Annotated in this window: 21 protein-coding genes and 4 pseudogenes; 9 read left to right on the top strand and 16 right to left on the bottom strand. The window is 58.8% G+C overall.

From position 1 onward, the window contains the following. Positions 1 to 328 (bottom strand): helix-turn-helix domain-containing protein (locus ACTJKM_RS35295; protein WP_440639882.1); only part of this gene is annotated, 328 nt, incomplete at its 3' end. A gap of 117 nt (positions 329 to 445) precedes the next feature. Between ACTJKM_RS35295 and ACTJKM_RS35290 the strand changes: the two are divergent. After that, positions 446 to 923: pseudogene (locus ACTJKM_RS35290) on the top strand (NUDIX hydrolase). 501 nt (positions 924 to 1,424) lie between these two features. Here ACTJKM_RS35290 and ACTJKM_RS35285 read toward each other — a convergent pair. The 3 genes and pseudogenes from ACTJKM_RS35285 to ACTJKM_RS35275 all read right to left on the bottom strand — a co-directional run bounded on the left by ACTJKM_RS35285 (position 1,425) and on the right by ACTJKM_RS35275 (position 2,604). Next, positions 1,425 to 1,724, bottom strand: coding sequence for a hypothetical protein (locus ACTJKM_RS35285; protein ID WP_058329627.1), 300 nt, complete (start codon positions 1,722 to 1,724; stop codon positions 1,425 to 1,427). Between the two features lie 309 nt (positions 1,725 to 2,033). Further along, positions 2,034 to 2,123 (bottom strand): annotated as a pseudogene (locus ACTJKM_RS35280) (ferritin-like domain-containing protein); the annotation flags it as partial. A 226-nt stretch (positions 2,124 to 2,349) separates the two neighbouring features. Continuing rightward, positions 2,350 to 2,604 carry a hypothetical protein gene (locus ACTJKM_RS35275; RefSeq protein WP_058329628.1) on the bottom strand — a complete coding sequence of 85 codons (255 nt, stop codon included), beginning with the start codon at positions 2,602 to 2,604 and terminating at the stop codon, positions 2,350 to 2,352. Between the two features lie 261 nt (positions 2,605 to 2,865). Between ACTJKM_RS35275 and ACTJKM_RS35270 the strand changes: the two genes are divergently transcribed. Further along, positions 2,866 to 3,171, top strand: coding sequence for a DUF1236 domain-containing protein (locus tag ACTJKM_RS35270; RefSeq protein ID WP_058329629.1), 306 nt, complete (start codon positions 2,866 to 2,868; stop codon positions 3,169 to 3,171). A gap of 252 nt (positions 3,172 to 3,423) precedes the next feature. On the opposite strand, the gene ACTJKM_RS35265 is transcribed toward ACTJKM_RS35270, so the two are convergent. The 5 genes and pseudogenes from ACTJKM_RS35265 to ACTJKM_RS35245 form a co-directional block, all read right to left on the bottom strand. Continuing rightward, the gene (locus ACTJKM_RS35265) at positions 3,424 to 3,663 is read right to left on the bottom strand and encodes a hypothetical protein (RefSeq protein WP_058329630.1); all 240 of its coding nucleotides are present in this window, start codon (positions 3,661 to 3,663) and stop codon (positions 3,424 to 3,426) included. Positions 3,664 to 4,623: 960 nt separating this feature from the next. After that, positions 4,624 to 5,004: a hypothetical protein gene (locus ACTJKM_RS35260; RefSeq protein WP_058329631.1), complete on the bottom strand. Its 381-nt coding sequence runs from the start codon at positions 5,002 to 5,004 to the stop codon at positions 4,624 to 4,626. 409 nt (positions 5,005 to 5,413) lie between these two features. Beyond that, on the bottom strand, positions 5,414 to 5,833 hold the full coding sequence (locus ACTJKM_RS35255; protein WP_058329632.1) for a sigma factor-like helix-turn-helix DNA-binding protein: 420 nt from the start codon (positions 5,831 to 5,833) through the stop codon (positions 5,414 to 5,416). A gap of 9 nt (positions 5,834 to 5,842) precedes the next feature. Then, positions 5,843 to 6,193 carry a hypothetical protein gene (locus ACTJKM_RS35250; RefSeq protein WP_156437151.1) on the bottom strand — a complete coding sequence of 117 codons (351 nt, stop codon included), beginning with the start codon at positions 6,191 to 6,193 and terminating at the stop codon, positions 5,843 to 5,845. Positions 6,194 to 6,802: 609 nt separating this feature from the next. After that, positions 6,803 to 7,138 (bottom strand): annotated as a pseudogene (locus ACTJKM_RS35245) (type II toxin-antitoxin system HicB family antitoxin); the annotation flags it as partial. 108 nt (positions 7,139 to 7,246) lie between these two features. Here ACTJKM_RS35245 and ACTJKM_RS35240 point away from each other — a divergent pair. Next, on the top strand, positions 7,247 to 7,483 hold the full coding sequence (locus ACTJKM_RS35240; RefSeq protein ID WP_245296279.1) for a hypothetical protein: 237 nt from the start codon (positions 7,247 to 7,249) through the stop codon (positions 7,481 to 7,483). Positions 7,484 to 7,922: 439 nt separating this feature from the next. Here ACTJKM_RS35240 and ACTJKM_RS35235 read toward each other — a convergent pair whose 3' ends face one another. After that, complete coding sequence (locus ACTJKM_RS35235; RefSeq protein ID WP_058329637.1) at positions 7,923 to 8,150, bottom strand: hypothetical protein; 228 nt, start codon at positions 8,148 to 8,150, stop codon at positions 7,923 to 7,925. A 685-nt stretch (positions 8,151 to 8,835) separates the two neighbouring features. Here ACTJKM_RS35235 and ACTJKM_RS35230 point away from each other — a divergent pair. The 3 genes from ACTJKM_RS35230 (at position 8,836) to ACTJKM_RS35220 (ending at position 13,407) form a co-directional block, all read left to right on the top strand. Further along, a complete protein-coding gene (locus tag ACTJKM_RS35230) occupies positions 8,836 to 10,059 on the top strand; it encodes a hypothetical protein (RefSeq protein ID WP_058329638.1) in 1,224 nt (407 codons plus the stop codon). A 98-nt stretch (positions 10,060 to 10,157) separates the two neighbouring features. After that, positions 10,158 to 11,876: a type I secretion system permease/ATPase gene (locus ACTJKM_RS35225; RefSeq protein WP_082663746.1), complete on the top strand. Its 1,719-nt coding sequence runs from the start codon at positions 10,158 to 10,160 to the stop codon at positions 11,874 to 11,876. A gap of 1 nt (position 11,877) precedes the next feature. Then, complete coding sequence (locus ACTJKM_RS35220; RefSeq protein WP_245296280.1) at positions 11,878 to 13,407, top strand: HlyD family type I secretion periplasmic adaptor subunit; 1,530 nt, start codon at positions 11,878 to 11,880, stop codon at positions 13,405 to 13,407. Between the two features lie 38 nt (positions 13,408 to 13,445). On the opposite strand, the gene ACTJKM_RS35215 is transcribed toward ACTJKM_RS35220, so the two are convergent. Then, on the bottom strand, positions 13,446 to 14,459 hold the full coding sequence (locus tag ACTJKM_RS35215; protein ID WP_113514192.1) for a methyltransferase: 1,014 nt from the start codon (positions 14,457 to 14,459) through the stop codon (positions 13,446 to 13,448). Positions 14,460 to 14,696: 237 nt separating this feature from the next. Here ACTJKM_RS35215 and ACTJKM_RS35210 point away from each other — a divergent pair. After that, a pseudogene (locus tag ACTJKM_RS35210) lies at positions 14,697 to 14,946 on the top strand (helix-turn-helix domain-containing protein); the annotation flags it as partial. Positions 14,947 to 15,285: 339 nt separating this feature from the next. Here ACTJKM_RS35210 and ACTJKM_RS35205 read toward each other — a convergent pair. Continuing rightward, on the bottom strand, positions 15,286 to 15,684 hold the full coding sequence (locus tag ACTJKM_RS35205) for a hypothetical protein (protein WP_058329640.1): 399 nt from the start codon (positions 15,682 to 15,684) through the stop codon (positions 15,286 to 15,288). A 396-nt stretch (positions 15,685 to 16,080) separates the two neighbouring features. Here ACTJKM_RS35205 and ACTJKM_RS35200 point away from each other — a divergent pair, with 396 nt between their 5' ends. Further along, positions 16,081 to 16,575, top strand: coding sequence for a YciE/YciF ferroxidase family protein (locus tag ACTJKM_RS35200; RefSeq protein ID WP_058329641.1), 495 nt, complete (start codon positions 16,081 to 16,083; stop codon positions 16,573 to 16,575). Between the two features lie 951 nt (positions 16,576 to 17,526). On the opposite strand, the gene ACTJKM_RS35195 is transcribed toward ACTJKM_RS35200, so the two are convergent. After that, entirely contained in the window at positions 17,527 to 17,754 is a 228-nt protein-coding gene (locus ACTJKM_RS35195) for a hypothetical protein (protein WP_058329642.1), read from the bottom strand. A gap of 515 nt (positions 17,755 to 18,269) precedes the next feature. Between ACTJKM_RS35195 and ACTJKM_RS35190 the strand changes: the two genes are divergently transcribed. Further along, positions 18,270 to 18,428, top strand: coding sequence for a hypothetical protein (locus ACTJKM_RS35190; RefSeq protein ID WP_197423542.1), 159 nt, complete (start codon positions 18,270 to 18,272; stop codon positions 18,426 to 18,428). Between the two features lie 165 nt (positions 18,429 to 18,593). Here the strand turns inward: ACTJKM_RS35190 and tnpC are convergent, their stop codons facing one another. The 3 genes from tnpC to tnpA all read right to left on the bottom strand — a co-directional run bounded on the left by tnpC (position 18,594) and on the right by tnpA (position 21,102). Beyond that, entirely contained in the window at positions 18,594 to 20,246 is a 1,653-nt protein-coding gene (tnpC, locus tag ACTJKM_RS35185) for an IS66 family transposase (protein WP_065998900.1), read from the bottom strand. Positions 20,247 to 20,308: 62 nt separating this feature from the next. After that, positions 20,309 to 20,662 (bottom strand): IS66 family insertion sequence element accessory protein TnpB, encoded by a 354-nt coding sequence (gene tnpB, locus ACTJKM_RS35180; protein ID WP_047637286.1) that lies wholly within the window; start codon positions 20,660 to 20,662, stop codon positions 20,309 to 20,311. After that, positions 20,659 to 21,102 carry an IS66-like element accessory protein TnpA gene (gene tnpA, locus ACTJKM_RS35175; RefSeq protein WP_065998904.1) on the bottom strand — a complete coding sequence of 148 codons (444 nt, stop codon included), beginning with the start codon at positions 21,100 to 21,102 and terminating at the stop codon, positions 20,659 to 20,661. Before tnpA ends, tnpB begins: the two co-directional genes overlap by 4 nt. Positions 21,103 to 21,191: the final 89 nt, after the last annotated feature.

Below are 21,191 nucleotides of genomic sequence, written 5' to 3'. Positions count from 1 at the left end.
TGTGCCGGACAAGGAAACGGTGCAGCGCCGACTTGCTGATGGCGATGCCCTGAGCTGCAAGGGCATCACGAAGTTCGAACAAGGTGCCGTCCCGGTGTTCCTCAAGCCACGACATGATCGCGTCGGCGTTGGCTTCGGTTTTGTACGAATGACGGTCTCCACCCAGCGGACCCGGTCGAACATGGCCCTGACGGACTTGCAGGTTTCGCCACCGGCTCACGCTGGCCGCACTGACGCCAAAGCGCTCGGCAGCCTCCCGGTGCGACGCTCCGGCTGAGACGGCGGCAAGAACACGTGCGCGAAGATCAACGGAAAGGGCTTTCGACATTATCTGCCGACCTCCATCGGCAGAAAGTTTGAATCAGAACCCATCTGATTTGCAAAGCCCAAATGATTCAATCAGTCAGGGAAACGCTCTAAGCCCGATGCGGGCAAATCAAAGACGTTGCTCCAGCAGCTCGCTCAAACTCCGGATGCGCTGTTTGGGAAAGGTTTTGGTCAGCAATACGGTGCCTTATGTTTTCGCTACAAGGAAGACCGTTCCGAGATCGAAATCCTGGTAGTTACCTCGCGCGGAAGCCGGCGATGGGTCATTCCCAAGGGATGGCCGATGAAGGGCAAGAAGCCCTACGAGGCGGCTGCCGTCGAAGCATGGGAAGAAGCCGGTGTGCGTGGTCGGGTAAAAAAGGATCCGGTCGGCCGCTACACCTACCTAAAGGAACTTAACACCGGCAGTGTCGCTCCTTGCATTGTGGAGCTGTTTCAGATTGAAGTGACTGAAATCAGCCCCAATTTCAAAGAGCAAGGGCAGCGCGTTCTCGACTGGGTCAGTCCAAGGTGAGGCGGCTCGGCGCGTGCGCGAAATCGAGCTGAAATGCCTGCTGGTGAGCTTCAAGCCAGCTCTGAGAAAACGCCAGGGCTGACATTTCACGATCGATAGGTCGCGCCCAACACAGGGGACCGGATGTGGTGAGCCAAACCGATGGACGAACGCTAGTTTCTGTGATCATGAACCCATCCGTCGTTTCTGTAGGAACGTGGTGCGACCGGGTAGGTTCGCCGGTGTCGATATCCAGTGCTGCCCTGGTTTTCAGGCGTGTGGGCAGCGGTTTCCCTATATTCCGGTTTAGTGCGTTCAGGATCGCATAATGTATCGACTGGGTTGCCGGCGGCGCCGTAGGCCCTTGCTCGCGCGTCGTGGAAATCGAATACCTGCTCATCAGCTAAGTTAAAGTGGCAGTGCCCCAGGCGGCGCTGCCAGACTTGAAAGCCCAGGAGTTTCAGCCATAAATGATGCGTCTGTGAAGTAGAACGCTCAGACGAAGGGCCCTGGATTTCTACCCGTTTCGAATCTAGGGCCTTTTGATGTCAGATCGCTAAACACCTGTGCCACGGCAAAGACCATCAAGGCCGCGAGTGCGAATTCACTTAAGGAAGCTTCGACTAATGGGCCTCTCCGCCCGGCTCACCCTTGGGGCAACCACCCGTACTAGCACGCGACCCTCGCCGGCGATGTCCTCCGCCAGGCGTTGAATATATGCGTGGGCGTCAGGGGCGTCGACCAGTCCTTCAATGACAACGATGTTGCCGAGCATGCTCAAGCAAATGTTTTGGGTGTCGAACGGCGCTTCAGCCGCCAGCGCATATTTGATGGAGGCGATGAGCCCCGAAGCGTCGGAACCCTCGCCGCCTCTGCTGTCAAATTCAGGTGGGATTAAGATCATCGCCAGAACTCCTTGTCGAAGTCCAACCCGCCCATGCGGGCGTTGTTCCAGGCCGGCTCGCCCGAGGCGACCTTTGCGCGAGCTGATAGGACCTAAGTCCCATAGAGGAACGCTGCGTTCGTCCTAAGTTGGAATACCCTCTCGCCCGGGACCGCGATCGAGGCGCCTCTGGTCTCAGCTGCCTACAGCTTCCCCCGCTAGATGGGGCCCACGAGAGAGTTTCAGAGTTCAACTTCTCGACTGCTCGCCGTCAGAAAGGGTAACGGTCGAGGGCGAAGATAAGCGAACGCGAAGCGCGGGACCGACATTGATTTTGCCATTCATTCCGTTTGGGTAGAAGCCGCCCTTTTGATCGCCTTCCTTATCGGTCAGATAGACGATCCGCAGAACCTCATGACTCGATGCCGACGGCGCCAAACCCGAATGGTGAGGCGTGCCCAAGGCTCGCAGACCCACGGGGTTCACTGATCAGCTTTTTTGAGCAAGATCGGATATTTCCGGACCTTCGCGCGACGGCGCTATGCGATAGGGGGCGAATCAGGGGCGCGCCTTACACAGCTGGGAAGGACAGAGGGTGTCCAATGCGGCAGCGGGGCGGGCGCTGGGAACCACCCCGCGTACATTTTTACATGGCATCCATTCCCTTGATCGCATTGCCCAGATGCGACTTGCACTTTTCCAAGTCATTCGCCGCCATGGCGTCCTTGGCCATCGTCAATTCCTTGGTGGATTCGACTTTCTTTGCGCCATCGGAAATCTGAGCGATCTGTTGTTCGGCCTTCGCAATGGCGGCCGCGTCACAAACGATGTCCGTCTGCGCAAGTGCAGGTGTGGCGAGTACTCCAACGAAGGCGAGGGTAGCGACGGATTTCATGATCATGAGAGTTCTCCATTCGCCGGCAGGATGCCGACACTCACAGTTGAACCGCATGCGGCCTCATCTGTTCCCAGAATTACAGCCAGAGAGAGCATTTTTGGGAGGAACCTTCACACCGCCTTGCGTAATTTTCGAGGTCCCAGACTAAGGTCGACCCCCCCATGCGACCGAAGTCTGGCCATCGGAACGAAAATTACGCAACCGGGTTTTTAGGTGGTTCCCGCGCTGAGAGTGGGAACTACAACAACCAGCCTGGAGAAAAACATGAAAAAGCTTGTCAGCTCGGCCCTCGCAGGGCTGTTTCTGGTCGGTGCTTCTAGCGTTGCCCTGGCTCAGACGGTCGTTATCACGCCAGAGCAGGAAACGGTCGTTCGTGAATACGTGAAGAAAAAGCCGCTTGCTTCCATCAAACTTCCTGGAGTGGAGCTCAATGTCGGCTCGACGGTTCCGGAAACGGTGGAACTGCATACGATTGATGCGCCGGACGTCAAGTATCGTTATGTCGTCGTTGACAACCGAACGGTGCTGGTAGACCCAGGAACGCGCAAGATCGTCCGGGTTATCGACTAACAGTCGCAGACGCTGTCCCTTCCCCCCGGGGAAGGGGCAGTTTTGACGCTTTCCGTCCGTTCCCTCTCGATGAGCTCGAACGCACGCCACCTCATCAGGCTCGCTGAGCCCCTGCTGACTGGTCAGAGGCTCAGGAGATGTGTGCGATCGTTCACGCTTCGCAATCGCACCTGTCATGGTGCATCTGCTGCAAAGCGCCATTCATCCTGTCGGATGGTTCGTAGTCTGTTCTGATCAAGGGATGAGGATATTTCAGAGCCACCTCTGCTCTAGGAAGCCCCACACAGCTTGTGACTGGATTTTGAGATTCATGAGGCTATCGGGGTCTTTGATGTCCGCCGCAAAGTCCTCGAAAGTGACCTGCAAGATGCGGGCTAGCTGCGCGTTGCAGGCGATCGCGTCGTTAACGATCTTCTGCGTCAAGACGACCTCATGCTCTTGGCTGGGGGCAACCCTTCTGTTCCGGGCCTTCTTCATCAGATCGTCAGCCATAACTCGCCTCCGCACAGAGATCCAAGAGAGCTGCCCACTGGCAAAAGGGCGCCGTAGGTTCCACGAAATTTGAACGGGCGCGGTAGGCCCCATCCGCGCGGGGACTTGATGATAGGTGGGGCCTAGAGGCGTTTTCGATCGGGGAAGATCGAAGCAGCTTGAATGAAACCCGCGAAATTCCCCAAAAGTTCCGCCATAGGACCTCAGTCTCATACGCTACCGGCAAAGGTCTGAGATCGACTGTCGCGTTGTCCTGGCGACGCATATTTGCTCAGTCCCACCGCGACGCCGGGATTTGGTCTATGGCGTCGATAGAAGTTCACCCGATGTGATGAAAACTATTACGTCGCGCCTGTCTGATGCTCTTGGGAGTCCTCGAGGCGAAACCAGTTGATAGAAGGTTTGATCGATTAACTGCAGTGTGTGAGCGTGGCCCATGACCGCAATTCTTCGACAGACTGGACGTGCCGCTTTGGCTCTACCACCACTAAGGTTTTCATGGGCGTTTTCAGGGAAGGCGAGACGGATAGCGGGGCGGCCTCATTGCCGGGGTGGCTGCGATAACTAGTTGATATCAAAAGATGCCAAGCTTTCATGAATCTCATCGGAGCCATTCGAAGCCGGCATCATTCCGCTTGAAACCGACGCTGGACGGCGGAGTCATTGACGCAGAGACAGTACCCCCGCGTCGACGATCAAGGCCATGCCTAGGGTCGATACCATGTCAGGTACCTCAGAGAAGAATACGATCCCCCAGATGACGGCGAAACCGACATAAGCAAAGTCGAGGCGCCGATCATGGCAGGGGGACCATTCTGATAGGCGAAGGCCGCACCAATGCTGCCGATCAGGATTGCGCCAGCCCGTCCGGAGATAGCTGTTCCCGTTATGTGCTTCGAAAGTCGTCGGGAACGAGGGGCGGAGAGGCCGCAAGCGCAACCTCTCACCGTATACGCCGCCTCATGTGTCAGGGGCATGACCGCGCAAGTCATAGAACTGGAGTGTGGATAGCTGGGGTATATCGCTGCCCTCTTCGGCATTTCCGGCTGGAGAGCCCTGCGCCCGAATCTCCTGGATCTCCGTGGCGAGATGATCGAGGTATTCGAGTGCTTCGTGAGTGGCCATCAAAGTCGTCATACTCTCGTCCGTGCCGGCTCGTACCAGATCGTTTCTAGCTTTCTCCACGGCGTCCTGGATGAACCGGTTTGGATCATCGCATTGCTCGGCAGCCCACCGCAACAATTCACATAGCAATCTTTCGTTAACGCGCATTGCCGTAACGGCCCGGCTCAACATGAGGTTAATTTTCTGGACCTTCTCATCTTTGATCCTGCGGGCCATCGGGATTCTTCCTGATCTAACTTCTGTGCATGCCTGCTGCCGTTTCAAAGTCCAACGGCGAGGCGAATGTATTTGTTCCGCGCCAGAGCTGCTTGAGCGACGAAGTTGGTGCCCCTTCTGCGCGTTCATCGCGGTCACTCATGCTTCTGGCGAGCGGCAACCACGTTTCAGTGAAGGTTGAAACGAATATTTTAGCCGGTTTGCGCATTGAGTATCGCTCGCGAGGCAAGACGTAATTTCGCCGCCCAAAATGGGCGGTGGTTAAGCTAGCCTGCGGGCGAGTTCGCCAAGCCACAACGGATTGCCGTCGCTTGATCAGGTCTGGGGCTGGCCGAGGTACGGGCCTCGGCAAATTCGAACGGTTGACCCATGCCGCAACCAGCCCGGCTCAAACGACCGCGAGAGGACGTCACACGCAGACGTCAGCACTTTTTGCCAATGGCGTACCGCCCATCCGGCCCGCCAACTCGTCGCGCGCACGGCTGCGTCTGCTCTTGATGGTGCCCACCGCACAGTTGCAGATGGCGGACGCTTCCTCGTAGCTCAGCCCAAAGCCGGCAATGAGGATCAGCACTTGCTGGTGGTGCGATGTAAGCGTTTCGATCGCGGCGCGTAGATCGCCATTCAACACCACCCACTCCTGGGGCGGAGCCATCGGGATCGCCATCTCGGCGCAGTCGATTTTTCTGGGGCTTTCACGCTTGCGAAGCTTGTATTGCGTCCGAATTACATTGTGCATGATGGTAAGCCAGGATTTGAGATTCGTGCCCGGCTCGAATCGTCCGTAAATGAAATCGCCCGCCAGGGACGGGCGATCGCGCTGGTTCACGCAATACGTCTACGCCCGAGGGCGTAAATCATCGGTGTCGTCCTCGTCTGGGTCCAGCGGCGGCACGTCGACTTCCTCTGTGTCGTCCTCCTCGTCATCCTCGTCCAGTTCTTCCGGATCCGGAACCGGGTTCCGAGGTTCAAGCAAATCCTTCTTGCCAAGCGGTCCATCTTCTGGAAGTTCATCGGGCCGCTCGCGTCCTCGGCCGCTTACCATGGTGATACCCTCAGCTTTTTCGATGACTGCTGCGACCGCCGGAACCGCCGGAGCCACTCTTGCCGCCGGAGCCGGAGCTTTTGCTGCTTCCGCTGTCCCGGCTCGTGGATTGCCGTTTATTATCATTCTTGTGACTTTGCTCACCAGCTTTTCGATGCTGTTCGCTGCTGCCGCTTTGGTTTGCCATAATCGTTTTCCTTGGTTTGTGCCCAGTCGATATGACCGAGACGAACCCAAGCCCGGCCGATCGATAAGGTTCCGACAGCACCGTAAATATTGAGGTCACGTCGTCATCTCTTGAGCCGAGATGCACGGGGTCGACACGGATAAAGACCTGGGGATGCATTAGAAGTTGGTTCCGGGTGACCACGGGGCCGAGGTGAGGATGCATTGCCAAGAGGTGAGGAAGCGGGAATACTTCGCGACGCCGGGCTACGATCGGTTTGGACCATCGCCATCGTCAAACTGCAAAAGTGGTTCCAACACGGAAAAGAAACGACCCGTCCGGAAGAGGGGGCCTGAGGACGGCGTCGTGCCAATCGGCTTCATTTCGGGGACTAGTCGACCGAGCCTCTGCCCCAGTTTCTTGAGCCGCAGCATCGCAGTCACCTCGTCCGGTTCGAGCATCGCTTCTCTCCGCGCCAATCACGCGAAGATCTTCGTACCTGTCTCAACGTCCAGACGAGTTTTACATGTCGCCTGACAACTGAAATTCCGGCCTTGCGGGGAAGCGAATGGCCTATGCCGAAAGACGGCCTTTACGAAGTTCGTCGCGGCTTCTTCCAATGCCTCCTCGGCCCACTGATTAAGACTCTTTTCCGAAAGTTCGGCAGCCAACTCCTCGATGCACTTCGGGAGCGACTCGAAATATCATCTTGCCGGAATAGGGCTTGGAGGCTCTTTGCCGATGCTCTTGCAGGTCTCAAGATAATCATCGACAGCCTCATGGAACGCCTTCTTCAGTTCAACAACGCTGTCCCCGTGAAACCCGACTACGTCAGAAATGCCAGCAATCTTACCGAAGAACAGTTCGTCCTCCGCGTCGAATTCTATGCGAGCGTGGTAACCGTTGTAAGTCATGGTGTTCAGGGTGCTACTCCATTTGCGTCAATCGACGGCATCGGGATTCTGAAAAATCGGAACTGACTGCAGAGGCTAACAGTTGGGAGTAGGTCTGCCAATGGAAAGGCGGTTGAATTGGATCCCCAACTATGGAGAGCTCTGATGCGCAGTGAAACTGATCGCGACCCTCGTCACCACACCCAGAAGATGCAGATGCGATTGCAGGAAACCATGGATCATTTGCGCGAAGATATTGAAAAGGTCGATGAACCGCAGTTGAAAGCGATGTTCGAAACGGCGGCCGAGGTTCTCGGCGGCCTTAAGAAGGCCTTCAGTGACTACGAGCAGAAAAACGAGGCTGCATGGCGGTGAAGAGAGGTCGCCAGGTTGACGACTTCGGAACTTAACACAACGACCGCTGCATCCGGTTCGTCTATCGCATAGCGGGCTGCGGTTGGTCTTGGACGACCGTTTGCATTTCCTTAACTGGCCGGGCGCTCTCGCCCTCGACTTCGCAATGGCGAAATCCATTCACGACACGAGTGCTTCCGGCTGGCGAGCGTCCATTGACGACGCCGACAGAAAGACTGGCGCCGCCGCACGAATGCGGTGACGATAATCTGTCGGACTGGCTTTCGGACATACAGATCAAACCCGCTGAGCCTTTGGCCGAAGTGGATCGCTATATCGGCTTCTGGAACTCCACGCATCAGACCATGAGGACTTGAATGCAGATGCCCGAAAAAATGGTTCGCGATGCACGGGAACATTGGGTGCGGCGGCCAAGGAGGAAGGGATCCTCGGCCGAAATTCAAACTGTCCAGGCGTACACAACAAACAACGCCATCCCGATCAAGATCAGGGCGAGGCCGAGCGCGTTTCTGGGCAAGCCGAGAAAGCGCAAACCCTGCCCTTTGGGTTCAAGCGTCGGCTTTGTGTCCTGTGGATCGCTGAGAGGGCGTCGGCCAAGCGCCGCCCATGCCATACATACGACGCCAAATATCACGCACGCGGCTGCTATCAGGACCGTTATCGACATGTGTTTCGCCTCCCATCGGACTACTCGATCCCGACCGTCCGCCGTTGTTAGAGACTAGTCACCAGCAACGGGTGGCAGGAGGACAGCTTGCTGGACGCCATCTCCCAGGAGCGCTCCGCCCACGGCCAGATAAACCAGAACAGCACAAAGCCCGAACAAGATGAGCCAAACAGGAAACATCCCGGATGCTCGCTCTTCAGGGGAACCATAATCGCTTCGTCGCCACATCGCTCTTCCCCTTCGTACTGAAGAAGAACGAGGCTGGCAGCGACATGTTCCACGATGCGCAGTGCGTATTCCGGTGATCCCTGACGGCTGTTCCAATCTGAAGCCGGACAGTTGGCATTCCCTTGGGTCTTGAACTAGGTGCCAGCAGTTGGCGCACCAGTCATCATCTCGAGCGCGGTAAGCACGCAAAACGGTTCTCATCGTGCCCTTGTGTTGGACTCCCGTTAACTGTGATGGTTAGCCATTTGTTAAAAAAGGGATCGGAGCCAAGTGACAGTAGTCCGAATCCGTGGCAAGAGCCTTTGTGTGAAGTTGCTAAATAAGGATCGCCGATATCATCTATAAGCTGCATAAGCAGGTCGCGAATAAATAGGTAGAGTTGGTAATCCAACAGGGCACGCGAGCGGCGTTAAGCGATGTTCGCGTAGAGATTACGGGAAAATGGGGGCTCTCAACATTGTCGACTTTTGATTACGCACACGAACTAAGTACACCGGTTAATTCCAACCAGTCGCTTCAAGGCACGCTGTCTTCGAAATATACCGACTGGGTGCAGGACCAGGTCCACGACGCCGCGGATGCGATCGCCTATCAGTGGTTTCAGGCGCATGGGGACCTCGACGCGGCCATCGCGATCCGAGACGCGCTGGAGGGCGGGCAGTTTTCTGTCGAGGACCTTTTCCTGTCGGCCAACGGAAAGTCCAGCCTCGGTTCCAACCTGGCGGGGGATCCCCATCCAAAGCTCGTCGTTGCCGGTCAGGTCATCGACCTCACCTCTTTCTTCAGCGGCACGCATGTGACGGAGTGGACATCGGGCAACGCCAAAAACGTACAGTATCACGCTCGCGAATATTACACGGACTTCCATGCGGACGATGCGCCGGCCAACTGGGATCACCCGGCGACGGAGAACCATCAGCCGACGGCCACGGCAATCCATGTGGACGTGACCGAGACGCAGTCGATATATAACGACACTCATCAGGTTACGAACCTCGCCCCCGATGTAGAGACTGTCCAACTCATCAATGGCGTCGCCAGCGATGTGGACGGAGATGTGCTGCACATCGTGGACGGCAGCGTGAGCTTGGACGCCGGTGGAAGCTTGCCCCCCTACATCACGGTAGTTGGGGATACTATCCAGATCGATAAGAACAGCCGTGATCTCGACGATCTCTTGAATGGTGGCGTTAAGGAGATCAAGCTCACCTACCAGATTACCGATGGCCATACCGACCCGATCACCAACACGGTAACGATCGATATTACCGGCACAGCAGATCAATATCATGTGGAGGGTGGAGGTTCTGTTTCCGCTACTCATTACCGCTCGGATTCGACCACCGGCGGCGGAAACATCAATGGAAACGTCTTGTCCTTCGCCAATCCACTTCCGAGTGACGCCTTCGATTTCCATTTCGGCGGTACGCTGAAGGCTGAGGCGGCGGGCCTGACAGGCAACGAAAATGGTGGCGTGAGTGATGGCGGTGCAGCAGTCGACTGGATCAGCGGGGCTCTCAATCTGGATGCAACGCATCAGTCGGGGCAGGCGAATCTGACCTCGACCGCGTTGAACGATCAACAGGTTGATTACAATGTTCACTTCAACGGCCAGGCGGATCCGACTGATTCGGTAAAAGTAACACTCGATTACCAATACGATTACTGGCACATGGCCTGAGCGAGGTCTTCAGCGGGCTTTGACGAGGGGCGCGTCTGCGCCCCTCGTTGCAAGTCGCGAGTATTAAGCCAGCGGGGGCGGCCGGGGCCGGGCGAAGCGTGAGCGTCAAACCGAAATCCGAGGAATTGAATGCGGGCTTTTCGGCCTGCCGTCGCTATTTCGTAACGGCGGCGCTGTTCAGCCTCGCCATCAACATCCTGTACCTGGCCTCGCCGCTCTACATGTTGCAAGTCTACGACCGGGTCATTAACAGCGGCAGCGAGGCCACGCTGGTGATGCTGACGCTGGTTCTGCTTGTGGCGCTGGGCGCGCTCGCTTCGCTGGACATGGTGCGCGCTCGCATTCTGTCGCGCGCCGGGGTTCGTTTGGACAGCCTGATGGCGGGGCGCATAGTCGGCGCCACCTTCGACGACATATTGCGACGCGGGCGCGCGGTCCATCCGCCGCTGCGCGATTTCGACACCTTCCGGCAATTCCTCACGGGCCCGGGCGTCCATGCCCTGTTCGATCTGCCCTGGGCGCCGATCTACATCTTCGTCATCTTTCTGCTTCACCCATATCTGGGCGCCTTCGCCCTGTGCTGCGCGCTCGTCCTGGTCGGCATGACGGTGGCCAACGAATGGCTGGTGCGCCAGCCGATGGTCGATGCCAACGAGGCCGCCTCGCGCAGCTACAATTTCACCGAGGCCAGCCTGCGCAACGCGGAAGTGATCCAGGCCATGGGCATGTTGCCCGGCCTTCTGCTGCGCTGGCGGCGCGACCGCAACAGGATGATCGACCGCCAGCAGCTCGCCAGCGACCGCTCCGCGGCGGCGTCCGGCCTGATACGGTTCCTGCGGTTGACGATGCAGTCCCTCATTCTGGGCGTCGGCGCCTATCTGGTCATCGAGCGCATGGCGACCAGCGGCGCGATGTTCGCGGCCTCCATTATGCTGGGGCGCGCCTTGCAGCCGGTGGAACAGATGGTCGGTTCCTGGCGCAACCTCGTATCGGCACGCAGCGCCTATGAGCGCATCAAGCTTATGCTTCTGAACAATCCGGTGCAGGAACTGAATTTGAGCCTGCCGCGTCCGGAAGGGCACCTGGCGTTGGAAGCGGTGGGTTTCGCGTTGCCGGGCAACGGCAAACCCATCCTGCGCGGCATCAGCTTCGGCATCGGCGCCGGGGAGGTGCTGGGCATCGTTGGCCCCTCGGGCGCTGGCAAGTCGACGTTGGCCCGCCTCATCATCGGGGTCACGGCGCCCTCCGCGGGCGTCGTCCGATTGGACGGCGCCGACGTTTCCGTTTGGCCGCGCGCCTCGCTCGGCCGCCATCTCGGCTATCTTCCGCAGGATATCGAACTGTTCGCCGACACCGTTGCAGCCAACATCAGCCGCTTCCGTCGCGAGGGGGACATGCGCGTCATCGAAGCCTCCAGGCTGGCCGGGGTGCATGACATCATCCTGCGGCTGCCGAAGGGCTACGACACCAATCTGGGGGAGGGTGGGGCTGTGCTTTCCGGCGGCGTGCGCCAGCGCATCGCCCTGGCGCGGGCCGTTTTCGGCAATCCCAGCCTCGTTCTTCTCGATGAGCCGAGTTCGAACCTGGACGCGGACGGCGACGCCGCGCTTCTTGCCTGCATCGCGGAGCTGAAGCGGCGCGGCACTACTGTTGTCATGGTAACCCACCGGCCCAATACCTTGTCGGTAGTGGACACCCTGCTGGTGCTGAAAGACGGAATGGTGGAGGCCATGGGGCCGCGGCAGGAGGTGATGGCCCGGCTGGTGCGCCCGACCGTGCCCAATGCCTTGCAGGACGGCAACAAGCGGGGGGCATGACGTGACGCCGGCCAATGTCAGCAATTTGAAATCGCTTCTGGAACGCCTTGACAGCCGGCTGCGGCCCGCTCTGGCCGATGCCGCGCGGGCGGCGCCTGTGCAGGAGACGGCGACCGGTCCGGACTGCGCGATACCGGTGGCGCGCGCGGCCACGTCGCAACCGGATACTCACCGCACGCGCCTCCAGTACATGGACACCGGTGTGCAGGGCGACGACGGCCAAAACGGGAACGAACCGCCGCCGTCTGACTCCATCCGCCAGCTGTCGCTGTTCGGCTGGGCCGTCATCTTCCTATTCTTCGGCGTGCTGGGTGGCTGGGCCATGTTCGCTCCGCTGCGTGGTGCGGTGGTGGCCAACGGCGTCGTCAAGGTGGAGGGAAACCGCAAGAGCGTCCAGCATCTGGACGGCGGCATCGTCAAGAGACTGTCGGTGAAGGAAGGCGACCACGTCAAGGCGGGCGACCTCCTGTTAACGCTCGACGATAGCCAGGCGCGCGCTGAGTTCCAGGTGCTGCGGCAACAGCGCTATGTGCTTCGGGCCACCGGTGCGCGCCTGAAGGCGGAACTCGCGCGCGCGGCCCGCCTTGTCATGCCCGCGGATCTGAAAGCCGCGCAGAAAAAGGACGCGGAAGTCACCGATATCTGGAACGGGCAAGTGCAGCAGTTCGAAAGCCGGCAGGCGGCGCTGGAAGGGCAACGCAGTGTCTTGCGGGCGCGGATCGCACAATATGAAGCCCAGATCGACGGCAGCGAGGCGCAGGTCAACGCCTTGCAGGCGCAGCTCCAGTCCGTCCGCGAGGAGCTGAAAAGCATCGACCCGCTCGTCAAGAAAGGATTGACCTCGAAGCCCCGCCAGCTCCAGCTCGAACGCACGGGCGCCCAGCTCGAAGGCGAGGTGGCGGATATGATTTCCGCGACGGCAAAAGCGCGCCAGGCCATTGCCGAGCAAAATCAGCAGATCGCGCAACTGGACAACGAACGGCTTTCCGAGGCTTCGAAAGAGCTGGAAGCCACGCAGGCCAAGGAACTGGAAACCCTGTCGCGCCTGGACAATGCCAGGGCCGTGTTCGCGCGAACCGAAATCCGTGCACCCTATTCTGGGCAGGTGGTCGGGCTGACCGTGTTCTCCGTCGGCGGCGTGATCATGCGCGGAGAGAAGATCCTCGATCTGGTACCGGACCGGGATTCGCTGGTGATCGACGCCCAGATCGCCGTTGACGAAATCAGCGATGTCCATCCTGATATGTTGGCCGAGGTTCACCTGACGGCCTACAAGCAGCGTATAACGCCTATGGTGCAGGGCCGCGTCGTCAATGTTTCGGCCGACAGGCTGGTGGATAACCGAACAAACGCGCCATACTATGTGGCGGAGATCAGAATAGACCAGAACCAGCTTTCCGAATTTCCGCAGGTCAAATTATATCCGGGCATGCCGGCGAATGTCATCATCCCGACCGTCGAGCGCACTGCGTTCGAATATCTCGTCGGCCCGTTGACCATGACGTTCAACAAGGCGTTCAGGCAGAAATAGGTTTCAGACAATCAGAACAGCCGGGGTCCGGTTTCCGCTCAGTCGGGCTTAAATCCGACCACCATTGAGTCGGGCCCCAGCAACGGCTCGACGCGTGTGGACACGAAACCGGCGTCGCGCATCCAGGCCTGGCAGTCGGCGCCGGTGTAGTCGAAACCGCCGCGAGTCTCGATCAGCATGTTCAGGCTCATCAGCAGGCCGAAGGCGTTACTGCGGCGCTCGTCGTCGATGACAGCGTCGTAGACGATCAGCGCTCCGCCTTTGGGCAGCGCGGCGAACGACTTTTCCAAGAGCTTCCTCTTTTCGGCAAGATCCCAGTCGTGCAGGATGTGCCCCATCACGATCACATCCGCATGCGGCATCGGGCCATTGAAAAAGTTGCCACTTTGGAAGCGGACGCGGTCAGCGAGGCCCTGCCGGGCGATAAACTCGTCGAATATCGGCTGCACGGCGGGCAGGTCGAAGCCGATAGCCTGGAGATGCGGATGGGCTCGCGCGATGACCATCGGCACCATGCCCTGCGCTGCGCCGACATCGGCGAAGGTCGTGTACTTCGACCAGTCGAACCTGGCTGCGATCGCCTGCGCCGCACCGGCGCTGATCCCGCTCATCGCTTCGAGGAACCCGCGCAGCCGTGCCGGCTCCGCATAGATCGCGGCGAAGAAGTCCTCGCTGTGCTTGGCTTCGTTCTGCGGCTCTCCGGAGTGCAGGGCTTCGGTCAGCGAGCCCCAGAAACCGTAGAGCCGGGCATTGGCCATTTCGAGGATGCCGCCGATATAGGACGGCTTCGCCTTGTCGAGGAAGAGGTCGGTATCCGGGGCATTGCGATAGCGGCCATCCTCGCGTTCGAGCAGCTTCAGGGCCACCAGGGTGTCGAGGAAGTCGCGGGCCGAGCGGGGATGCAGTTTCAGCCTGGCCTGCAGGTCCGGCAGGTCGGCCGGTCCGGCTGCGAGCTCGGTGAAGACGCCGAGCTCGACCGCGCTGAGCAAGGCTTTGGAGGCCCAAAACCCCATACCGAGCTGCATGATGTTGTCCGGCGTCGTTGCGCCCATCGCTCGTCTCCTCGTGGATCGGGTCGTCGAACTGCGCCTGGGATTGGTGCGGAAACCGAAGCGGTCCGCGGCGCTGCGAAGCCGAGGACGTTCCGTCTCGTCGAGGACACCCTGCCAGGAAAATAGAGCGTTTCGCGATGGGGTGCAATTAATCAAGAATCACTAGCTAAGAGCCCAACCACTAAGCGGTAATTCCGACGCCGAACTTCCAAGCGACTTCACGTCGGACAGCGGAGGAGCACCGCAGCACACGTCGTCGCCTTCAATCTTGGCCTTAAATTCATTCCCGTCGATCGACGCCGGCAGAGAGGTCGCAAGACCCCGCTGTTCGCCACCGCTCAAGGGCTGGGCGGGGCCGCCGAGGTGGGGTTGAGGCCGGTATAGTCCTGAAGACGCTCGAGGTCACGACACAGGCAGCGCGGGGGATTGTTGGCGAGCTCGGTATTCGCGAGTGACGGGGAGGGGGAGATTTCGCGCCTGGGACGTGCAGATAGGGGCTTGCCTGGCTATCGGAATGAAATGTCCCAGCAAAATTCGTCTGCGCTTCTCTTCCAGCAACGCGTCGGCATACATCGCCTAACGGGTTTGACAGCGTTCGATAAGATTGGAGTACTCTGGATCGTTCACAAGCTTCCGCCAAATGAGACCATCGCGCATCGCGTTCCCACCATGAAAAGAAATGGCCCCGAAGGACGACAACGGGGCCAAGCGAGTCTGCCTCGATGGGCTCCGTTAGAGAAGAGCATAAAGCTCGCGGAGCTCAGCCGATGATCCGGCGTCGTGGATCACCGGCAAAGCTAGAACGGCCACTGATCCGGAATGTTCCCTATGCGTCCGGCGGGTACCGAACAGCGTCGAAGTGCTGCTCCTGCCAAATGGCGCTCTCAAACAGCGCTTCTTCGTCATCCAGCCCCTTCGAGAACTGCTCCATGATGTAGCGGGCTAGCCGCTCGGCGCGTTTTCCGTAAGGGGAATTCCGCACCAAACGCACACGCGGTCGAACGTTCGTTGTAGGTACATCAATGTCATCGGGGCTCAGCTGACAAGGCGGCTGGCCTGCAACGTCAAGCATGGAAACCTCCGGGCTTCCGTACGACACAGCATCAGCGTTGGCTTCCGCGACCATCCTCATGTCAAAGCCGACCGATCTGTTCAATAACGCTCGGAACAGCAACAGGACGTTGGCGGTGCTTGGGTTGGCTATCTGCAGCGACTGGGTCGCCAATTGCTCCCCGTGCTTGAGTAGGTTTCAAGCGCGCCGATGCTTCGTTCATGTCGGCGTCCGGTGTGAAAGCATTGGATGGCGGGATCGTGGCCCATGTCGGTTGCCCACGCACGGTGCCTTCCACCAAGCGTCATCGCTAAAGCATCGAGTTTGGCCCGATCGCGTGCCACAAGGATCAGCGAATGAAGCGGTCCCAATCTTCGGCCAACTGGCATTTGACGGCTTCGCCGTTCTTGTGGCCCCAGTCGCATGGCGCACTCTCCAGTTTTGCTCGCGTGCCCAGGGCATGCCGCGCCGCCCATTGTCCCGACTGCCCGGCTTTTAAACATCCGAGCGGGAACGATTTGGCCGCTGGATGCTTTCTCCCCTGCATTTCATCTGCCGAGGAGAGAATTCATGAAAACGCTGGCTGAAATTTTCGAGCATACGCTGCAGGATCTCTATTTCGCTGAAAACGCCATCACAAAGGCGCTTCCAAAGGTCGCCAAGGCAGCAAATAGCACTGAACTGAAGAAGGCGGCCGAGGAACACCTCTCGGAAACGAAGGACCAGATCAAGAAACTCGAGCAGGTCTTCAGGTCAATCGGCAAGACGGCCTCTGGCGAAAAATGCGACGCCATCGAAGGGTTGATCAAGGAAGCGGACGGTTTGATGAAAGAGGCTAAAGGGACCGCATTGGACGCCGGTCTTCTGGCCGCTTGTCAAGCTGTTGAGCACTACGAGATCTCCCGCTATGGCTCGCTGCGTGAATGGGCCAAGGACCTCGGGCACGACGAGGCTCACAAGCTTCTGAGCGAAATCCTCGATCAGGAAAAGGCGACGAACAACAAGCTCACCAACCTGGCTGTAACGTCGATCAACAAAACCTCGGCGCGGTCTAAGGCAGCCTGAGTAAACGCGGGCGGCTCCGGCCGCCTTTTTTTTGGACCGCTTATGGACCGCGAACTTTGGGACTTCGCACGGCAACTTGATGTCGTGCTTAGCGCGTACGGGAGCGTGGCGTGAACACCGCAAATCTACAGCTTCAAGGTTTGATCATGGCGGTCCGCGTGTCTTGCCGATACGCTGGTGCAGAAGGGTATTTTGTCGCATAGCGACCTTTCGGCGGCACTCGGTGAAGCCGAAAACAGGATCGAGAACAGTATTGACCGTAAGCATCTCCTACGATTTTCCCCATTCGCGTCTTGCTGCTTGCGAACCAGGCAAGCCAAAGCGGACGTAAACTTTCCTTTTCCGAAAATGCGGAATTGGTAGGGAAATTGACATAGACGCGTCCGGGGCCGGCGAGTGATCCTAAAAAACGGCCGCCACCCCGATGTAGCTGCGAAGCGTTGGCAATGGCCGCCCAAAGATCCGAGATCGGACTCGGATCGAGAGCCCGTGGCTCGCAGCGGCAAAATTCTGACGTGTTAGAGCTTGAAACCGGCGACGGTCCAACCGTAGATGGCGCCGTCTGTGAAGTCGAACGCTCAGATGGAGGGCCCTGGATTCTACCCGTTTCGGATCTGGGACCTTTTCTTTTAGCGCCCAGTAACTTCTATTCCCGATCAGGCACTTTAGTCGCTCGCGCTGATCCTTGTCTCGGGTCCATTTGAGCGTACGGTGGACAACGGATCGTCAGCCGCAGAACTGTCGAATGCGGCTATCGTGAGGGCGATCCGAAGTCCTAACTAAGCCTCTGCTCGTGAATGGCAGAGGCTCCTCTGTAGGGGCCGACGTGTTGTTTGATCTCATGGCTGGATGCCGCGTAGGGCGTCGTCCTGCTCGTCCGCTGTCTCGTGATTTCCAGCCAAGTACTTCCATTACAGGGTCCTGAACAGTCCTCCGCATGGCAGCCACGATCTAGGCTTCAGCAATAATGATGTCGTCGTCGTCGCGGATCAGCCTCGCCAGCTCGTCTTCGTCGGTCACGCCGAATTCATACCAGTCGATCAGGGATTTGGCAGTTCGACCACCTTCCTGACTATCGGCGCGATGACCGCGCTCGTCGCACCAGTCGCGCAAGATCCGGCGAAGCACGACAATCGTTTCTGAGGTCACCGCCGATTTTGGCCAATCGGTCTTCCACATTGCCACCGCCCCTCTGAATAGCGAACCCTATGCGGACTCTGGCCGGACTCACAAGTTGTGAAATCAAGAGTTTTCTAATGCTGGGCCACGGCCCGAAGATGCTGCTACTCACCGTCCTCGATGCGCTTGGACCTCCGCACCTGTACGGAGGTCCAAGCCATGCGCGCGAATGAAAATGGAGGAATTGCGCGGCAATAAAACCAGCACGATCTCATCTTTAACGTGTGCTTTTTTGGTGCGCAATTTCAAGTATATGATTGCAATTGCTCGTCCCGAAATCAATAAGATTTTATGAACAGTAACTAATCAATTGGGGCTACTCTGGACAGCCGCGTGGATCAGGCGTCCGCCGAAACGCGCGTTGAGAGACAACCGGGAGGAGCTCGAGAAGGTGGTGAGATCCGAGGCAACGGCGGTCGTCGGAGCCAAACTGCCCAGATGAGCGGCGAAATCAGTAGGCGTAAGTCTCACTCAAGCAGAATGGAATATAACCCCTCAATCTTTAGGGGGCAGGCATGATATACGTGTTTGAAGTGGTCGACGAAGCGGGTGCGGTTCGCAACTACGTCGCCAAGTTCATGCGTCGGGAAGCGGACAAGTTGGTCGTAGACTACCGCGGGCTTCAGGTGCGGTTCGCAATCTCCCATATCCGCGACTGGTGCGCCGTAGAATAAGGCAGGATCGCTCCGTTCTGAAGGAACCGCCAGGGGTCTAAAATAATGCCGAGCCGAGGAAGGATTATGTATGCGACGTCCACGCCCCATGGCTTTTTCAGTTGCAGCAATCTGAGGTTGATCTACGGGCCGTCAAATGAGCTCACCGAAGAGTACCTGACGAGCTCATTGTGAGGCCTTGATGCGGGCGGCATAGGCCCATGGCATCAGGGCATCGATGTCTTTGGCGAGGTGGCCGTTTGCGAGGCGGGTGAAGAGGTCGCACAGATAGGCGTAGGGCTCAACGCCGTTCATTTTACAAGTGCCGATCAGGCTGGCAAACCGGGCCCAATTGCGGCCCCCTTCATCGTGCCCCGCAAAGAGCGCATTGCGGCGGTTCATGGCCGGTCGGCGGATCGCGTTTTCCACCAGGTTGGAGTCGATATCGACGTGGCCGTCGCCCAGAAACAGCCGGAAGCCGTCCTGCCGCGTCAGCATATAGGCCAGGGCTTTTCCGAGGTCAGACTTGCGTGAGACGCGCTTGGCTTGCGCTGCCAGCCAGGTGAAGAACTCGTCCACCAGCGGGAGGGACAGGTCCTGTCGAACTGCCCGGCGATGTCCGGGATCTGAGCCCCGGATACTGTCTTCGATCTTGTAGAGCGCGGCGATCTGCACCAGCGCCTCGTCGACGATGGGCGATCCACTCTTTGGCGTGGCCTTGATCAGCTTTCTGCGCCCGTGCGCCCAACAGAAGGCCAGCTTCAAGGGATCGCCACCCATCCGGTCCGACGTGGCGAGGTGAGAGTAACCACCGTAGGCATCCACCTGGATTGTCCCGTTGAACCCGTCGAGGATTTCAGCGGCATATTCGCCTTTACGCCCAGGTCGATAATGGAACACCACGCCCGACGGCGCAGAGCCATTCCAGCCGCGATCGTCACGCAACACGGCCCACAGATAGCCGGTCTTCGTCTTGCCTCGCCCCGGATCAAGCACCGGAGCCGTGGTCTCATCGACATAGAGCCGCGTGCTTTCCCACAGCAGCCGTTTTGCCATGTGGTCGACCACCGGTGCGATTTCGCTGCCCGTGCGCCCCATCCAATCGGCCAGGACCGTGCGGTCTATCGGCACCCCGTGTCGCGCCATGACCTCGGCCTGCCGGTTGAGCGGCATATGTTCGGAATGCTTGGAGACGGCAATCTCAGCCAGAAGGGCTTCCGTCGGCCAGCTCCCTTCCAGCAGATGCGCTGGCGCTCTGGCCTGGATGACGCCCGTTCGACCCTTGGGGCATGCGTATTTCGGGCGGATGGTGACGATCACCTCGTAGCGCGCCGGAATCCGGTCGAGCCGTTCCGTCCGGTCTTCGCCGATCCGAACCATGTTGCCGCAACCGCAGGGACAAACGATGCTCTCGGGCTCGATCACTCTCTCGACCCGCGGCAGGTGTTCGGGCAGTGCACGGGCTTTACGCTCCTTGCGAGGAGCGACTTTTTCCGGATCGGATGCGCTGGCTTCGATCTTTTTCTCCACGGCGGCAATCCGCGCCTGTGTTTCGGCAATTGCCGTTTCAAGGTCTTCCAGCGCCAGTTCCATCTGCGCCGGATCGAGCTTTTCCGATTTCGGCCCGAACTTCGTGCGCCGATAGTCGTGAACCTGACCTTCAAGCTTCTCGACCAGTTCCTTCAGCTCGGCGATGAAGGCGTCCTTTTCGGCAACCACAGCCTGCTCGTGCTGACGTGCAGCACGCTCGACCGACAGTTCGAACTGCATCGCCGCAAACGCCTTCACCACCTCTGGCGGAAGGTCCGGAAACAGGCTGAGATCAAGGGACGACGACATGCGGTCTTATAGCAAGACAGCACAAAAAATCCAAATAAAACAATGCAAAGGCAGCGGGATATTCACCCTGCCGCCGACGGCGCGATCACCCGTTGCGCCATGACTCGCCGCCAGTCGAGCCCCTCGAATAACGCTTCGTATTGCCCCCTGGAAAGACGCATCGTCCCATCCTGCACCTTGGGCCAGGCAAAGCTTCCATGTTCAAGAATTTTGTAGGTCAACACCATTCCGGTGCCATCCCATACCAGGATTTTCAGACGATCACCGCGCTTCGACCGGAAGATCACCGTCACCCCGGAATGCGGGTCGAGCTTCAACTCGGTCTGCACCATCAGAGCCAACGCCTGATGCCCGCAGCGGAAGTCCACCGGCCGCGTTGCAATCAGGATCGGCAGTCGTTGGCCCGCGACGATCATGCCGTCCCTCGCATGGCGCGCACCAGAGCGGCCACACGTTCAACTGGCACATCGCCGGGAACCCGCATCACAACGTCCGGGCCGATCTCCAACGTCAAGACCGGACAAACCGCCTCCGACAGCGGCGGCGCCAAAACATTCACAGCCTCGCTCGGCTCTGCCGCAATCGCCAAAGGCACAAATGCTGGCTCGGCATCGCCGCTCTCCGACAGGCCCGGCATAGCCTCAAAAGGCAGCGTCAGAATGCCCTCGCGCACTTGCCGGCGCCACAAGGAAAGCTGGTGCGGAACAACGTCATGACGGCGCGCGACATCAACAACACGAACACCAGGCTCAAGGCTTTCCGCGACGATCCGCGCCTTCACATCATCTGGCCACCGCCGGTTTCCGCGGCGCGGCTCGACAACTTCGTAGCGCCCAACAAATCCATCATCTGCCATGCAAATCTCCAGATAGTCCTGGAAACCTTCTCGCACGCCCGGCCAGCCTCAAAATACAGCCTATCCAATGGGGCGGAGACGGCGCTTAC

The sequence above is a fragment of the Ensifer sp. 22460 genome (genome assembly GCF_052044935.1).
Lineage (GTDB): Bacteria > Pseudomonadota > Alphaproteobacteria > Rhizobiales > Rhizobiaceae > Ensifer.
Note: the sequence above shows the minus strand (reverse complement) of the source record. Positions and strands in the feature narration are given on the sequence as shown.